Raw genomic sequence first — 15,428 nt, forward strand, 5'->3', positions numbered from 1 at the left:
CCACCGTCCTGTTGACCGGTGGCGACGACGGCGCCGACGCGGCGGCGCCACCCGGACCGGGCACCTCGGGGGCGCCCGGCCCGGGGGCGTCCGGCAGCGTGATTCCGGTGACCGGCGAACTGCTTGCCGCCTATCGGCCGCAGCAGGTGACCAGACAGGCCGTCGAGGGCGGGATCCGGGTGACCTGGCGAGCGCCCGCGCGCACCGACGGGATCGCGGGATACCTGGCCATTGCGCAAAGTCCGTCCGGCACCTACCAAAAGACAGCGTTCCCGGCGGCGAACACGATGGACGCCGTGCTCTCGGGGGATCCCGTGACCGCCGATTCGTGCGTGATCGTGGTGACGGTGATCGACGGAACACCCGGGATGAAGGTGGCGCCGGGCGGCCTGGTGTGCGCGACGGGCGGGCCGGGGGCGCCCGGATCGATGCCGCCGTCCGCCGCGACGAGGAAGCCGGAATCGAAGCCCTGACCGAAATCGCAACCGAAGCCGAAGCCGAAGCCGAGGTCGACGCCGCGTCGCCATCGTTATCGCCGACGCCGACGCCGACGCCGACGCCGACGCCGACGCCGACGCCGACGCCGACGCCGACGCCGACGCCGACGCCCGGATCGGGCCCGCCGGACCGGGCCGCCCGAGCCGTCCGTCCGTGCCGCGCCCCGTGCTTCGCCCGACCGAAGGAGCCGTCGTGACCAGTTCTTCCACTCCTTCCATGGTGCCTGCGTGGCCCGTCGTCCGCATCGAACTGTCGACGGACGGCAGGGTCCGGGTGGACGGCACCGAGGTTCCGGTACCGCCGGGCGTCGACCCCCGCGCGACCGCGGTGGAGGCCGCCGCGGCGACCGCACGCCTCCTGCGCCGTCCGGTGCGGGTCGCCGCCGTCGAGCCGGACGGCACCCTGTTCCCGCTGATCGTCGCCGAGAACGGCGAGGTGGCCGCGGCGAACGACCCGGTCGCCCCACCACACAAGCGGCGCACGCGCCCCGGCCGACGCAAGCGCGACCCGGAGGCCACCACCTCACCGGTCCGGCGGTTCGGCGAACCGAGCGGACCGACGGCCGCGTTCGACGCTCCCGAAGCCCCGCGGGGGCCTTCGGCCGGGCGGGGAGAGGGACCGACGCCCGTACCAACGGCCCCGGAGGAACTCGCGCCACCGACGAGGGACCTCCGGCCGCCGGAGTCGGAGACCGCACCGACGGCGATGCCCGCGCCCGCGTCCGCGACGGTGACGCCCGCGCCCATGCCTGCGCCGACGCCCGCGCCCGCCACGGGGAAGTCTGTGTCGACGTCCGAGCCGATGGTGGCGCCTATGCCCACACCGGCGGCGACGCCCGCGCCGACGTCGCTCACGCCGACGGGGACGTCGGCGCCCACACCAACGCCCGCGGCCGCGACGGGAATGTCCGCGCCGGCGGGGGGTGGGCGGGCAGGGTCGGTGGTCGGCTCGGGGTCGGGCGACGGTTCGGCTTCGCCTGAGGCATCTGCGTCCGCGTCCGCCTCGGCTTCGGCGTCCGCCTCGGCTTCGGTGGCCGCTTCGGGGGCGGGGGCGGCCTTGGCTTCGGGGTTGCCCGAGGCGTCCGCGCCTGCGCTTTCGCACGTTCCGGTGCCCGTCTCAGGCTCCGCCGAGGGAGTCTCGACCGGTTCGGGGGCGCCCTCCTGGCAGCCGCCGGGGCGGCGTCCCGCGCCTGTGTCGGTGGGCGCGGAAGCCGGCGTCGAGCCGGCCGTGTTGCAACCGCCCGCGTCCGGAGCGGCGGGTGCGCCGGAGCCGACCGTCGAACAGGCCCGGGCCGTTGCCGAGATCGCGCGGGCGCTGCAAGCCGGCGATGGTGAGCGGGCGATGACGCTGGCCGCCGCCCTCGATGCGGCCGTCGAGGCGGGGGGCGATCATCGGGCCGTGCCCGCCGCGCGTGAGGTGCACGCGTATGTGGCGCTGATGACCGATCGGCCGGGACTCGCGGTGGAGTTGTACGCCGATGCCGCACCGGCCTGGGCCGGCCGGCCCGAGGAGAGCGCCCGGATGGCCAGGAACGCGCACTATTCGTGGTTGCGCGTTGCCGAGCCGCGGTCCGCGTACGATCTCGGCCCGGTCGTACTGCGCGCGTACGCGACCGTGCCCGAGGACCCCGGGCGGGAGGCGGTTCGCGACCGGATGCGCTCGTTGCGCGCGCGGCTGTCCGACGGCCGGCCCGCAGGCGCTCTCGAAGGCGTCCCCGGAACCTCTCCGGAACACCTCGGCGCGGCCCCGGAGTTCGCGTCGTCCCGATTGCGTGACGGCGATGATCCGGATTGCGATCGCAAACCCGGGGCTACCCACGGGTAACGGGGTGGGGAGGAGCCGGAACCCCTGCGCTAGGGTGACGCCGTGCCTTCACCGCTCGCCGGCCGCTTCACCCTCGTCGACCCGGTTGGGACCGGAATGTCCGGCTCGGTATGGCGGGCGTTCGACCATCGGTTGGACGGCTACTGTGCCGCCAAGCTGGTGCGTCCGGCCGACGCGGGTCTACTGCTGCGTGTGGTTCGCGAACAGGGCTTCCGGATGGAGCACCGGCACGTCGCGTCGCCCTACACGTGGGTGGCCGACGGCGACGTACTGATCGCCATGGAGCTGTTCGCCGGCGGATCGCTCGCGTCGTTGATCCGCGACTACGGCGCGTTGCCGAAGTCGTACGCGGCGGTGATTCTCGGCCAACTCCTCGACGCCCTGGACCACGTGCACACGGTCGGCCTCCTGCATCGCGACGTCAAACCGGCGAACGTGCTGCTCGACGTGACCGGTCACGACATGCCCCGCTGTCTGCTGGGCGACTTCGGCCTGGCGCTGTCCCAGGAGGGACCCAGGCTGACCGAGTCCGGTCACGTCGTGGGCACTCCGGGCTACCTGCCGCCGGAGGCGTCGCTCGGCGCGGCGCCGGACGTGCGGCGCGACCTGTACGCGCTGGGCGTGCTGGCGTGGCAACTGCTCACCGGCCACGAGGATCCTCCCGACGAGCCGCCGACCGTGCCGGTGGGAGCCGATCCGCTGTGGGACCTGGTGGGTGCGATGACGTCCGCCGACCCGTACGAGCGGCCCGAGAGCGCCGCGCGGGCGCTGGCCCGGTTGCGGCAGATCCAGGGAAGCGCCGGGGAACGCGAGCCGGTGGTACCCGCGTTCACCGCCGACGGGGAGCCGATCGAGGTCTTCGACGTGCTCGGTCCGCTCCCCGGGCACGCTCCGGCGGGGCCGGTCCTGCGGGGCGTGCCGCGCGACCCGGAGATCCGGATGGACGGCGGGCCGAGCGCGCGGGGGAGCGCCGCGCTGCGCTTCGTGCCGCTGCCCGGGCCGATGCCCGAACCCCTGCCGAGGCCCACCGGCGAACCAGGACCCGGGCCCACGGCCGCGCCCATCCCCGGACCCGCGGCCGCACCCGCCCCCGGGCCCGCACCCACGCCCGCACCGCCGACCCACGCGCCGCCGCGCCACAACCCCGGCGCTCCCGAAGCTCTTTGGGCCACGCCCGCGCCGGTCTCGCGGCCGGCCGGAAATCCACGTCCGTCGACACGTGTCGTGAGGCGGCGCGGCCTGCTGCTCCTGGGCGGCCTGGTCGCCGTGGGGGCGACCACGGCGTGGCTGACCATCGGCGGGGACCCGGCCGACCCGCCCACCCCGAAGTCGCCGCCGCGGACGACGGGCTCCACGGTGACGGGGGCGGTTTCCCCCGGCACCGACCCGGTACCCACGCCCTCCGGCACCACCCGGCCCCCGGCGCCCGTCGCGGGCGACACCCCCTGCCAGTGGTACGAGGTGATGACCGAGGCGCGGACCACGTCCGGCACGCGGGTGCGCTGCACCTATCGCGACGACGGCTCGTATCGCTGGACCCCGCTCGGGACGGGGTGAAGCGAGCCGGGGCCGACGCGATTCCCGGCTCTGTGCCGAAGGCCACGCGAGAACCCGCCGGCGGACCCGAAATTGCAATTGCAAACGCGTCGTTCGAGCGGCATCATGCGACGATGACGAAGGCACCGGGGGACGAGGAAGCGATCGCGCGCAACCGCGCGCGGCAAACCCAGTGGTACGGCGAGCCGTTGCAGGATCGCTTCCGCCGGCTCCTGGGACGCCTGGGCGCGTCGCAGTTGGAACTCGCCGCCGTGCTGGGCCTGTCCGCGCCGATGCTCTCCCAACTGATGTCCGGGCAGCGGGCCAAGATCGGCAACCCGGCCGTGTTGTCCCGACTCCAGGAGATCGAGGCGCTGGTCGCCTCCGCCGACTTCGAGCGCCTGCCGGACGCCGACCGGGCCGTCGCGTTGGAGCGGATCAGGTCGCATCAGCCCAGTACCCGTACCGCGTTGCGACTGAACGGGCCGGAGGTGCTGACCGGGCCGGCCGCCGATCCGGCCGTCTCGGTGCAGGCCGTGTTGCGGGCTGCGGCCTCGGCCGCCGAGATCGAGGCCGCGGCCGAACTGCTCGCGGCGGAGTACCCGGGCCTGGCCGAGGTGTTGCGCGTATATGGCAACGGGCGCACCGCCGATGCGCGCGAGCACTTCCGGGCCACGGTGCCGCTTCCGTCGTGGTGAACCGGCGGCCGGCGACGCCGCCGACCGCCGGCTCGCGCCCGCCTCATCCCGCGGCGCGCGACACCTTGTCCTCGGCAGCCCCGTGTCGCAGGGTGTACGACGGCAACTGCCCATAGGTTTCGCGGTACATCGACCCGAAGCGTCCGAGGTGGCCGAAGCCCCAGCGCAGGGCGATGTCGGTCACGGTGTCCCGGGACCTGCCCTCGGCCACGTTGATCAGGTCGGCGTGCGCGCCCGCAAGACGCACCCGGCGCAGATGGCCGACGGGGGTCACGCCCAGGTGCACGCGGAACTTCTCCTGGAGGGTGCGCACGCTCATCCCGGCCGCCGCGGCCACGGCGCCGACCGAGATCGGCTCCCCGGCGTGTTCGGCGCAGTACGCCAACGCCCGGCGCAGCCCGTTCGGTTCGTCGGCCCCCGAGCCGGTCCGCAGCGGACCGGCGCCGTGGGCGGGCGCGCAGGAGAGCAGGCCGTGTACGAGGACCTGCTCGAAGTGCCGGGTGGCCGTGCGCGAACCGACCAGGTGCCCGCCGCCGGAGTCGACCATCGTGGCGAAGTCGCGGGCCAGGGAGAGCCACTGCCGTACGCCGAGGTCGCCGGCGTCCAGGTAGGGCCCCAACTCGCGAGAGCCCCAGGGCGAGCGGACCACACCGTTGCCCATCGCGCGCTGCATCACCTCGCCGGGGATGCGCAGGAGCACCACGGACGTGTCGGGTTCCCAGGACAGACGCGACGGGCGGTCGGGGCCCAGGACGCAGGGGGAGAGCGTGTTCTCCGTGCCGTCGATCAGCACCCGGCCCCAACCGCGGTGACGGATGGGGATCAGGTAGTCCGGCGAGCTGCCGTCGAGGTATACGTCGGCCCGAGCGCCGTAGGCGAGTTCGTGGATCGTGACGATGCCCTCGTGCAGGGCTCGGAAGGTGGCGTTGATCCGACCGCCGGGCACGCGCAGGCGGTGCGGGCCCAGACGGGACGCGACCGCCGCATGCACCGCGGCCGGGTCGGTACCGCGGTAGAGCACACGTCGGTGGGGGCCGGCATCGGTCGGCCGGGGGCGCGGTATCGCGGGCGCGGACCCGGGGCCGCCCTGCTTCCGCTCGACCAGGACGGGTCGGAAGTCTGTCGATGCGGACATGATCTCCTGGCTTTTCACGTCGCGGGGACGGTTCACGGGGGATACGGTGCGCCCGTCGTCGCGGCGCGGCGGGTGCACCGACGCGACGGACGGGTCCCGGATCGGCGACCCGGCGACCGGGCCGTGGGCAGCGTCGCGGCTGCCCGTGGGCGGGAGAATCGGGCGCCGGTGATACGTACCCGTCGGCCCTATTTGCCCGTCCCGCATTGCGTCCGCCGATCGTTTGGGACATTCGAATGTCACGGACCGCGTTCGATTGAACGCCGGTTTGTAGATTGTGTATCGGAGCGGGAATCGACATAAGGTCGAGGACGTTACCTAGGACTGGTAAATTCACCGGTAACTACGTGGGCCGCGTAGGGTCGGCTCAGTCACGGGGGCTCAGAATGTCGAAAATTGAAGACCGAAACCCGCTGCCTACCGCGTTGTTGGCCACCCCGGCCATGATCAGGGCCTGCGCCGACCGCGATCTGGGGGCCATATTCCGGCTCGCCCAGGAAGACCTCGGATTTACTCTGAGCAAATTGGCGCGGCTGTGCGAGATGACGCCGAGCCGCGTCGCCGATTACGTCAAGGGAAGGGCTCAGGTCCGCCAACAGCACGTGGTCGAGCGTGTTTCCCAGGGCCTGCGCATTCCCGGCGAGATGCTGGGTCTGGCCCCGCAGCCGTGGGAGGAGGACGTGCCCGCGCAGTCGCCCGACCCGGTCGCGCCCGGGGTCCGGCCCCCCGCGCCGCGCAGCGCCGGCACCGACCGGCGCGAGCCCGGGCAGCGCGGCGCAGCCGACTACTGGGAGCCGGCCCCCCGGGATGCTTCCCCGCACGCGCCGCACCCGTTCGGCGACGCGGTCGAACTCTCGCTCGACGTGGACATCGTGGTGGACCGGGACGGGCACGTGCGGCTGACCTACCGCCAGGTGGTGCTCAACCTGACCGGCCGCCCGCTCACCCGGATGGTCCGGGAGTTGTGGTTCGAGCGCACCCGCGGCCGGCTCACCATCACCCCCACCGACGCCTGCGACCGACAGATCGCGATCCAGCGGCTGTACGACACCACGGGGCTGACCAAGTTCGCCTGCCAGATCTCGCCCCCGGTGCCGCCCGGGGAGACTACCGTCATCGAATACGTTTGCGAGGGAGGGTTGTTCGTGGATGCGACGTACTGGCACCAGGCCATCGCGCGGCCTACGCGGCAGTTCTCCCTGAGCGTGACCCATCACGGTGTCGCCGAGTTCCGCGGGTGCGGCGCGGTCGAGGAACATCCGGACGGCTCGGAGAACTCGATCACCCAGCACACCCGCTGGAGCCTCGACGAGGACCGACTGCACGTGACGCTCTCCAGGCAGGACCTGGTCGCCAACGAATATGTGACGCTGCGTTGGGATGTGGTTCATGACAGTGCGTGACGAGGTCGAGGCGGCGATCCGCGCCTGGCACCGCTTCGAGATCGAGCGGGGCGGTGCCGCGATCATCGAATTCGACTTCTTTCCGCCGGCCGATCCGGTGCCGGCCGCGGGCAGCCGGCTGGAGGTGTACGCGCGGCTGAGCGCGCTCGCGGCGGCGCCGGAGGTGGCCGAAGTGCCCGGCCTGGCCGGCCGGCTGGCCGCCGATCTCGCCTACCTGGGAACGCAGTTGGGCGAACGGCCGGCGCTCGGTCCGTACGTGCGGGCCACCCAGGGATGCGCGGTCGCGGGCTGGTCGGCCGACTACGTCGGCGAACGCGGCCTGCTGGCCCAGCGACTCCTGGACAAGCTGGGCATCGGCTGGCACGGGGCCACCGATCGGGACCTGCGCGTCCTGGAGGAGCCGGTGGCCCCCGAGGAGGTGTCCGCCGAGATCCGGGCGGCCGCCGCCGCGTACGAGCCGGCCGTCCGTGCGCTCACCGGCGCGCACGCGGCGTACGAACTGAGCATCGAATGTGTCGACGTCGACGCCTACTGGGCCTACTGGCTCGACGGCGCCGGGCTGAACGTGCGGCTGCGGCTCAATCCGCGCAACGCCCGCTTCACCCGGGCCGGCACCCGGCAGTTCGCCCTGCACGAAGTGCTCGGCCACGGCCTGCAGGCGGCGAGCTTCGCGGACCGCTGCGGCAGCGAGGACGTGCCGTGGGTGCGGGTGTTGTCCGTACACGGGCCCACCCAGGTGGTCCTGGAGGGCCTGGCCCAGGCGATGCCGCTGCTCGTGGCACCCGACGACGACGTGCTGATCGCCCGCGTACGCCTCGACCACTATCTGCAACTGGTGCGCAGCGAACTGCACCTGGCGATCAATCGGGGCGTCGGCGCCGGCGCGTGTGCGGCGCACGCCCGCGCGCGGGTGCCGTTCTGGGACGACCAGCAGATCGCCGACCTGATCGGCGACCGGGGGGCCAACCCGCTCCTGCGCTCCTACCTGTGGGCGTATCCCGCCGGATTCGACTGGTTCGTCCGACTGATCGAGGAGGGCGGCCCGGTGGCTCACGAGGTGGTGCGCGCGGCCTACCGTAGCCCGCTGAACCCCGACGACCTGCACCACCTCTGGGCCGCGGGACCGCGCGTCGGCGGCAGCGGAAACCCGTCGCCGCCGCGCCCGCTCGCCTAGGGCGGGGCGGCGAGGTGCGGTGCCGGGCGTCGTGGAGCCCGACGGGAGATTGAAGACACGCCCTGGCCCTGACCCCGTCGCACCGGGCCCGGTCGGCCGCTCAGGAGCCGGCCCGCGCCGCCGTCAGCCGCCGCCGCGCCGCGCGCGCCCCCGGCGAATCCGCGACCCCGCCGACGGCGTACGCGTGCAGCACCAACGCGCCCGCCGCGTCCGCCGCGACCGGGTCGGTCACGCGCAGCCAGCAAAAGTGCGCGTTGGCGGCCATCCGGGCCGGCGCATCCCCGGCCCCGCCGTCACCGAGTGTGGCCGCCTCGGCGTACAACCGCACCGCCACCTCGGGGTGCCCGGTGGCCAGCGCCACGTATCCGTAGACCTCGCGCGCGGCCAATCGCTCCGCCGCACCGGCCGCCGTCGTCCCCGTGCGGGAGTCCAACTCGGCGGCCAGCGTCAACGCGCCGGCGTGGTCTCCCGTGCCCATCGCCGACCGGATCAGGTCGAGCAGTCGGCGCTGTTCGGCGCCGGGCGTCGGCACGCCGCCGCCGAAGGTGTGCGCCGTGGGGACCGGCGGATGCGCGTTCGCGGCCGGCCGCGGCGGGGTCCACGACGGGGTCGCCACGTCGGCCCCGGCCATGGCCGGCGGCGCCACGGCGACCGGTGCCGCGGTCACCGGCGGCGCGCCCTCGGTCGGCGTCGGCTCGGCGCCCGAAGGGGACCCGGGTCGCCGCAGGCCGAATATGCCGCGCCGACGCGCGGCCGGGATCGGCGCCCCCGCCTCGGCGATCGAACGATCCGCGTACACGTCCAACGGGAAGATCGTGCCGTCCGCCTCCCGCGCGTGCACCCGCACCGGCTGCCCGAGCAACCGCGCCCGCTCGGCGACCACGGCCAGCGCCGCCCCGCGCGGATCGTCCCCCGGGGCCACGACGACCACCTCGCCGGCCACGCGCACGGAGTGATCGGCCGAGATCTCGACGAGGACGACGGGTCGGTCGGCTGCGACGTCAATTGCCACGGGGGCTCCTCGATATCAGGAATCGGCACTTACGCGACATGGGGGTGACGCGCAGTGGAAATCCGGTTACGGCGCCGATCGACGGAGGGTGGCGATCGAATGCCCCCGGCGCCGCGTCGATGCGCGGACCGGCCGGAATGAAACGGGACGGAACTGAGCGGAACTGAATCGGAGCATACATAGGAGAGCGTTCGACGAACAGCGGCAGGACCTCGAACGGCGCAACAGTTCGACGTCGAACTCTTGGGTTCCGATATTTCCCGGCGACCGAATCACGGCATCGATGTTTCCGGCGTATTACCATCCTTCGACACCGCCGGACCGCCGACCGTCGGGGGCGAGCCGGCGGCCGGGGTCCGCAATGTCCCGCATTCCCTGCGGTTACCTTTCGGTTTACCGAGAACGGGTAACCGTGGCGACCTTTGCGCACCCGCCGCGCGCCGGGATCCTGGCAACCGCCAGGCACGATCTCGCATCGGCGGAGAGACGACGCATGAAACTCACGAACAAGGTCGACGTTCTCGGCGGGCCCAGGGACACGATCGAGTTCCCGTCCCCGGCCCGGACGGCGGCGGCGATCCGGCGGCTCGCGGCGGTGTACCCGCACACCGCCCTGCCGAGCATCCACGAGGAACTGGTCGCCGTCCGGCGACACGCCACCACCCTGCGGGCACCGGGCGACCCCGACGACTCGCGCGTCGACCCGCTGACCAAGGCGCTGGCGCGCGGCGTGTCCGCGTGGGCCCTGCACGACCTCGGCGACACGCGCGAGGCACTGGCGATGGCCCAGGCCGGACTGCTCGACGCGGTCGTGGAGGCGCGCGACCCCAGCGCCGAGGTCTGGCTGCGCGGCGTCCAGTCGCTGATCGCCTACCGCGCCGGCTGGGTCCACGAATCACTGCGCTACGCCCGACTCGGCGCCTCCGTACGCGACATGGGGGTCGGTACCGCATCGGTCTGGCTGCACTCCCTGGTCGCCCTCACCCAGGCCACCCTCGGCGACGCCCTCGCCGCCTCGGCGGCACTGCGCGCCGCGACCGACGCCCGCAAATTGGCCCGCCGCGACGAACTGGACGAGATCGGCGGTCTGCTCACCTTCGACCCGGCCGAACAAAGCGCCTACGAGGCACTGACCCGGGTCTTCATCCCCGGCGCCGAACGCCGCGCGATCGAATGCGGCGAGACCGCGCTCGGCATGTACGCCGCGATCACGCCCGAACGTTATTCGAGCACCGACGAGATGATCGCCCGGGTATCCATCGCACTCGCCTACGCGAACCTGGACGAGATCGACGCGACCGCCGAGGCACTACGCCCCGTGCTGCGCATCGAACCGTCCTGGCGCGTCGACGGATTGCGCTCCCTTGTCATGCTGGTGCACGAGCGCCTTCGTCGGCCGATGCGGGTGCGCGAGACGCGGGTGCGCGAACTCCAGGAGGAGATCGAGACCTTCTGCCAGATGCCGCTGTCCGTGGACAGCCACACCTGAGCCCGATGAATTCCCGGGAACCTCGCCGGCGGCACTGCAAGAGCCCGCCGCGTACGCCGACGGGTGAACCCGGACCCGGAGTTCGCGCCGCGACACCACGGTCAGGAGGCCACCCGTCCCTTCAGCCGCATCGCCGCCAGGACCCGCTCCTGCGCCAACGCGCGGGCGGCCTCGTGCGACGTGACCCCACGGCGCGCGCTCTCCTCGTACACCCGCACCGCGTTCTCCCGCAACTTCGTGGACACGCTCGCCCGGATCACCTCCGCGTCGGGCCGGAACGCGGAATACCGCGCGTCCATCGCGAACCCGGCGGCCACCACGCCACCCGCGTTCGCGATGAAGTCGGGCACCACCACGACCCCGCGCTCCGCGAGGACGCGCTGCGCGCCCGGCGAGGTGGGCAGGTTGGCACCCTCCACCACCAGACGGGCGGTGATGCGATCGGCCACCCCCTCGTCGATCACGTCCTGCAGCGCCGCCGGGACCAACACCTCCGCCGGCACCACCAGTTCGGAACCCAACGCCTGCACCACCCCGCCGGCGTACTCCTTGACCGCGAGATCGCCGAACTCCGCATGCAGGCGCGACAGGCGCTCGACGTCCAGACCGGCCGGGTCGTACAACGCCCCGTGCACGGAGGAGACCGCGACCACCGTCGCACCCAGCTCGGCGAACCGGCGCACCGCCGCCGAACCGACCGCGCCCAGCCCCTGGATCGCCACCCGCGCCCCGGCCAGGGGCAGGCCGATGCGCGCGGCCAGCGCGTCGGCCACCTCCGCGACCCCGTACCCGGTCACCCCGAGTCGGTCGTACGGCACCCCGCCCAGCACGGAATCGGTGCCCACCGCGGCCCCGCGGTCGCCCAGTTCGTCCTGGATGATCGCGGCATCGTCCTCGGTCAACCCCATGTCCAGGCCGAACACGTACTCGGCGGGCACCTCGTTCGACAACGCCCGGGCGAACGCCCGCAGTACGGCCTCCTTGTCCCGACCGGTGGGATCGCCGACGATCCCGGCCTTGGCGCCTCCGTAGAAGAGGTCGACCGCGGCCCACTTCCACGTCATCACCCGGGCCAACCGGGCCACTTCACCGGTGGTCACCGTCGGGGACATCCGGGTACCGCCCTTGCCCATCCCACGGGCGGTGTTGTCGATGACCAACACGCCCTTCATACCGGTTCGGGTGTGTGACACGGAGACGACCTTCTCCGGCCCCCACTGATCCATCAGCGACAGGACATCCGACATGGCGAAGCACTCCTCGAGGCCCAACGATCGATTCGGTCGACGTGCTTCAACAGCGTCGTGGTCGGCACCACGGGTGCCAAGGTCCGCCAGACCGCGACCTCTTTCGAGTCAGGGCAAGGAACTCTGATGCTCAACCCCCGTTCCAGCCAGGCCAAGGACATGTGATGCTCAACCCCCTGCATCTGCGCACGCTCGTCGAGGTGGTGGTCACCGGATCGTTCGCCCGCGCCGCACGCCGCACCGGATACACGGCCTCCGCCGTGTCCCAACAGATCGCCGCACTGGAACGGGCGGTGGGCACACCGCTGTTCGAGCGCGAGGCGCACGGGATCCGGCCGACCGGGATGGCCTTCACGATCGCCGAGCGGGCCCGCGAGTCGATCGCGGTACTGGACAGCCTGGAACGCGACATCCGCGACGTGGTCCAGGGCCGCAGCGGGCGCCTGCGCCTGGGTGCCTTCCCGACCGCCGGGGAACGCCTGGTCCCGTCGGCGGTGGCGGAGTTGACCCGTTCCCACCCCGGCGCGGAGATCCTGCTCGACGAGGCCGAGCCCGACGACCTGCTGCCGCAGGTGCAAAAGGGCGAACTGGACCTGACCCTGGTCTTCGCCTACGACCTGGTGCCGCGGGTGTGGCCCGTCGAACTCACGGTGTTCCCGCTCATCGAGGAGACGCTGGTCGTGGTGGTACCGGCCGGGCATCACGCGCTGCGCCGCGCCGACGGGATCGACCTCGCCGACCTGGCCGACGAGCGCTGGGTGGCCAGCAGGCCGGGAACCGCGGGCGCCACCAGCCTGTTCCGGATCTGCGCGGCGCACATGTTCGCTCCCAGGGTGGCCTTCCGGAGCAACGACTACGACGTGGTCCAGGGCCTGGTCGCGGCCGGCGCGGGGGTGGCCATCGTGCCCGGTCTGGCCTACCAGCCCCGGGACGGCATGGTCGCCATACCGCTGGCGCAGACCCCGTCGCACCGCCGGGTGTTCGCGCTGTATCGCACCGCCAACCACAACCCGCTCCTGAAGGCCGCCCTGGACGCGTTCGTGCTCGCCGGGCGATGCCTCCAGGGCCGTTTCGTGCGCGCCGACGAGTCGATCCGATCGACGTCCGAAGAAGAGGACGAGGCGCCGCCGACCGAACTCGATGAGGCGGTTTGATCGGCGTGTGACAGTTCACCGAAAGCGGGTTTCCGATTTCCGCTGCACGGTCGGTATTTTGATATTCGAGGCGGCGGTCCGGCAGGTGCCGTGATCGCCGATTCGAAATGTCTCGGGAAATAGGGCGTGGCTCCCCGGTGGCCGGCCCCGGGGGACGGTGGGAGGTGTGTGCCGGCGTCACAACGGATGAAGAATGGGAAGAAAACGGGAGTAAATCGGACTGATCGACCCGGCGATGCGACCCCGACATGCTCGCTCGTGGGTGTCGCTCCACCCTGGGCACAGGCTGTCGCGAGCCGGGCGATCCGGTGCCCGGGCCCGGGGGGAGAGGGGCGGTTCCGCATTACCGATCCATTCGCCCGCCTCAGTGAAGCAAAGGGCGGATCCCGACGTCAAGGACACCGGGCGAATATCCATTGTGCGCGACCGGCGCCTACCGGCGGCATTTCGATTTCCGCACGGAAATGCGCGTCCATCGGCGTGGATGGCCCTATGGTGTCCCCGATGCGCGTGCGCCGACTCGCGCCGTCGGACGCGCGGGGAGGTCTCGATCGAGACCGCACGACGCGGGCGCGGCGCGTCGAGGATCCAGGGGAGGCGCACATGATCGACCCGGCTTCGGTGCCGGCTTCACCGGTGATCGTGATCGAGATGACCGCGCGGGGCGAGACGGTGGTGGACGGTGTACTCGTGCCCGCACCGGCGGAGTTCGCCCGCGCGGAGGCGATCCGTCGGGTCTCGGTCAAGGCGCTGAGCCTGGGCCGGGCGGTGCGGACCGTGGCGGTGGAGGCGGACGGCACCCGATGGCCGCTGATCGTCGACGTGGACGGCGAGGTGACGGCCGTGGACGCGCACCCGGCCCCGGACCCCCGGCCCCGGCTGCCGCGACCGGTACTCGTCGAGGAACCGCCCGCGCGGCCGACCGCCGGGCAACCCGCCGCGCCGGTGCGGTTCGAGACGGTCGAGGCCCCGCGCGCGACCGCCGTCGAGCCCGTCGACGCGCCCGTCCCCGACCCGACCCCGGACCCAATCCTCGATGCCTCCGCGGCCGAGCGCCGACACGCCCTGCTCGTGCGCATCCATACCGCCGTGGCGGCCGAGGACTGGACCGAGGCGCGCACCCGTGCCGTGCAGCTCACCGCGGACGACCCCCATCCCCCGCGGGGCGCCCGGGAAGTGCGCGCCTACGTCGCCGCCCTGACCGGGGAACCGGAACTGGCCGCGCGGATCTACGCGGACCTGGTCCTCGAACCCGAGGCGGACGCCGAGTCGGACGCGGCGCTTCGGCAACTCGCGGACAACGCGTACACCAGTTGGCGCCGCGTGGCGCGGCGGCGGGCCAGACTCGACGTCGGCCCCTCGGTGCTCCGGGCCCAGGTACGGGCACGCGGCACCGACGACCCCGCGACGCAGGCCGCGCGACGTTGGTTGGAAGAGCTGCGCCTGTTGGACTGACGGGCCGGGCGCCGGCTTGCCCCGGTGCCGGTCGGCAAGCGCCAGAGCCGCTTGTCCTTCACGCCATATTCCTTCAGCCTGTGGGCACTTGGCCGGATGCCCGCCATGGCGCAGGCTGGTCGCATCGAAGGGCTCGACCCCGACTGCAGCGGATGCTCACCTTCGATGCGAACCCTACGGGTCTCTCGACTCAACCCTCGCCATCCTTCGGGAACGGAAGGAAATCTGACATGATTTGCTCTGCTTCGTCCATTGGTGGAGGCCACGGAGGCCGCGGTGGCGGCACCCGAGGCGGAACTCGCACCGGCGGCACGAAGCCTCCGCAGAGCGTGCACTGGTCGGTCGAGTTCTGCGACCGGTCGGCCGACCACCCGACGTCCGCCGAGGCGGCTTCAGGGAACTGAGCGGCGCGGGCTCGGGCGACAGCCGGGCGTTCCCCCTCAATGGCGCGGGGAGACGTACCCTCTCGGCACGCGCCGCCCGAGCCCGCACCGCCCGTACCCGTACGGCATTCGGAGTCCCACCCCCACCGATCCCGTACGCGTCCGCGACGGCCCGGATGCGCGACCCCCATCGCGCACCCGGGCCGTCGTGTTTGTGCGTCGTGGACCGGGCCCGGCGTCAAAGTCCGTGCGGCGCGAGGTTGTCGACGACGTTCCGAGAGCGTCCCGAACAGGCGGCGGGGGCGGGGCCCGCGGGGCCCCCCCCCCCCCCGCGGGAACCCCCCCCGGGGGCCGGCGGCCGCGCCCGGGCCGCCCCCGGCCGGGGCCCGGGGGGCCGGCTACCAGGAGGGATTTAAAAAA

At 72.8% G+C, this 15,428-nt stretch carries 11 protein-coding genes and 1 pseudogene; 9 read left to right on the forward strand and 3 right to left on the reverse strand.

Translation table 11 applies throughout. The annotated features are described in order from the left end of the window. The 4 genes and pseudogenes from ACWGR4_RS47610 to ACWGR4_RS47625 form a co-directional block, all read left to right on the forward strand. Positions 1-473, forward strand: a pseudogene (locus ACWGR4_RS47610) (hypothetical protein); the annotation flags it as partial. Between the two features lie 1,222 nt (positions 474-1,695). After that, a complete protein-coding gene (locus ACWGR4_RS47615) occupies positions 1,696-2,322 on the forward strand; it encodes a hypothetical protein (protein ID WP_452133561.1) in 627 nt (208 codons plus the stop codon). A gap of 42 nt (positions 2,323-2,364) precedes the next feature. Beyond that, a complete protein-coding gene (locus ACWGR4_RS47620; protein WP_452133560.1) occupies positions 2,365-3,879 on the forward strand; it encodes a protein kinase domain-containing protein in 1,515 nt (504 codons plus the stop codon). Between the two features lie 113 nt (positions 3,880-3,992). Further along, a complete protein-coding gene (locus tag ACWGR4_RS47625) occupies positions 3,993-4,556 on the forward strand; it encodes a helix-turn-helix domain-containing protein (protein ID WP_380008020.1) in 564 nt (187 codons plus the stop codon). A 43-nt stretch (positions 4,557-4,599) separates the two neighbouring features. Here the strand turns inward: ACWGR4_RS47625 and ACWGR4_RS47630 are convergent, their stop codons facing one another. Continuing rightward, positions 4,600-5,691 (reverse strand): AraC family transcriptional regulator, encoded by a 1,092-nt coding sequence (locus tag ACWGR4_RS47630; protein ID WP_380008017.1) that lies wholly within the window; start codon positions 5,689-5,691, stop codon positions 4,600-4,602. 386 nt (positions 5,692-6,077) lie between these two features. On the opposite strand from ACWGR4_RS47630, the gene ACWGR4_RS47635 reads away from it, so the two are divergent. Together ACWGR4_RS47635 and ACWGR4_RS47640 are read left to right on the forward strand one after the other, a co-directional pair. Further along, on the forward strand, positions 6,078-7,094 hold the full coding sequence (locus ACWGR4_RS47635; protein ID WP_380008015.1) for a helix-turn-helix domain-containing protein: 1,017 nt from the start codon (positions 6,078-6,080) through the stop codon (positions 7,092-7,094). Then, positions 7,081-8,268: a hypothetical protein gene (locus ACWGR4_RS47640; protein ID WP_380008013.1), complete on the forward strand. Its 1,188-nt coding sequence runs from the start codon at positions 7,081-7,083 to the stop codon at positions 8,266-8,268. The genes ACWGR4_RS47635 and ACWGR4_RS47640 overlap by 14 nt, the downstream gene beginning before the upstream one ends. A 100-nt stretch (positions 8,269-8,368) precedes the next feature. Here the strand turns inward: ACWGR4_RS47640 and ACWGR4_RS47645 are convergent, their stop codons facing one another. Then, positions 8,369-9,280 carry a hypothetical protein gene (locus ACWGR4_RS47645; RefSeq protein ID WP_452133558.1) on the reverse strand — a complete coding sequence of 304 codons (912 nt, stop codon included), beginning with the start codon at positions 9,278-9,280 and terminating at the stop codon, positions 8,369-8,371. A gap of 493 nt (positions 9,281-9,773) precedes the next feature. Between ACWGR4_RS47645 and ACWGR4_RS47650 the strand changes: the two genes are divergently transcribed. Next, positions 9,774-10,769 carry a hypothetical protein gene (locus tag ACWGR4_RS47650; RefSeq protein WP_380008007.1) on the forward strand — a complete coding sequence of 332 codons (996 nt, stop codon included), beginning with the start codon at positions 9,774-9,776 and terminating at the stop codon, positions 10,767-10,769. Between the two features lie 101 nt (positions 10,770-10,870). Here the strand turns inward: ACWGR4_RS47650 and ACWGR4_RS47655 are convergent, their stop codons facing one another. Continuing rightward, complete coding sequence (locus ACWGR4_RS47655; RefSeq protein ID WP_380008004.1) at positions 10,871-12,016, reverse strand: Glu/Leu/Phe/Val family dehydrogenase; 1,146 nt, start codon at positions 12,014-12,016, stop codon at positions 10,871-10,873. A gap of 164 nt (positions 12,017-12,180) precedes the next feature. Here ACWGR4_RS47655 and ACWGR4_RS47660 point away from each other — a divergent pair, with 164 nt between their 5' ends. Together ACWGR4_RS47660 and ACWGR4_RS47665 are read left to right on the forward strand one after the other, a co-directional pair. Continuing rightward, complete coding sequence (locus ACWGR4_RS47660; RefSeq protein ID WP_380008000.1) at positions 12,181-13,170, forward strand: LysR family transcriptional regulator; 990 nt, start codon at positions 12,181-12,183, stop codon at positions 13,168-13,170. A gap of 603 nt (positions 13,171-13,773) precedes the next feature. Then, positions 13,774-14,625 (forward strand): hypothetical protein, encoded by an 852-nt coding sequence (locus ACWGR4_RS47665; protein ID WP_452133557.1) that lies wholly within the window; start codon positions 13,774-13,776, stop codon positions 14,623-14,625. Positions 14,626-15,428: the final 803 nt, after the last annotated feature.

The organism is Embleya sp. NPDC055664 (genome assembly GCF_053618075.1).

Bases quoted from the DNA above. Each gene is read 5' to 3' on its own strand.
- ACWGR4_RS47630 (WP_380008017.1), bottom strand. From the start codon at position 5,691: ATGTCCGCATCGACAGACTTCCGACCCGTCCTGGTCGAGCGGAAGCAG.
- ACWGR4_RS47650 (WP_380008007.1), top strand. From the start codon at position 9,774: ATGAAACTCACGAACAAGGTCGACGTTCTCGGCGGGCCCAGGGACACG.
- ACWGR4_RS47660 (WP_380008000.1), top strand. From the start codon at position 12,181: ATGCTCAACCCCCTGCATCTGCGCACGCTCGTCGAGGTGGTGGTCACC.
- ACWGR4_RS47665 (WP_452133557.1), top strand. From the start codon at position 13,774: ATGATCGACCCGGCTTCGGTGCCGGCTTCACCGGTGATCGTGATCGAG.
- ACWGR4_RS47655 (WP_380008004.1), bottom strand. From the start codon at position 12,016: ATGTCGGATGTCCTGTCGCTGATGGATCAGTGGGGGCCGGAGAAGGTC.
- ACWGR4_RS47625 (WP_380008020.1), top strand. From the start codon at position 3,993: ATGACGAAGGCACCGGGGGACGAGGAAGCGATCGCGCGCAACCGCGCG.
- ACWGR4_RS47640 (WP_380008013.1), top strand. From the start codon at position 7,081: ATGACAGTGCGTGACGAGGTCGAGGCGGCGATCCGCGCCTGGCACCGC.
- ACWGR4_RS47635 (WP_380008015.1), top strand. From the start codon at position 6,078: ATGTCGAAAATTGAAGACCGAAACCCGCTGCCTACCGCGTTGTTGGCC.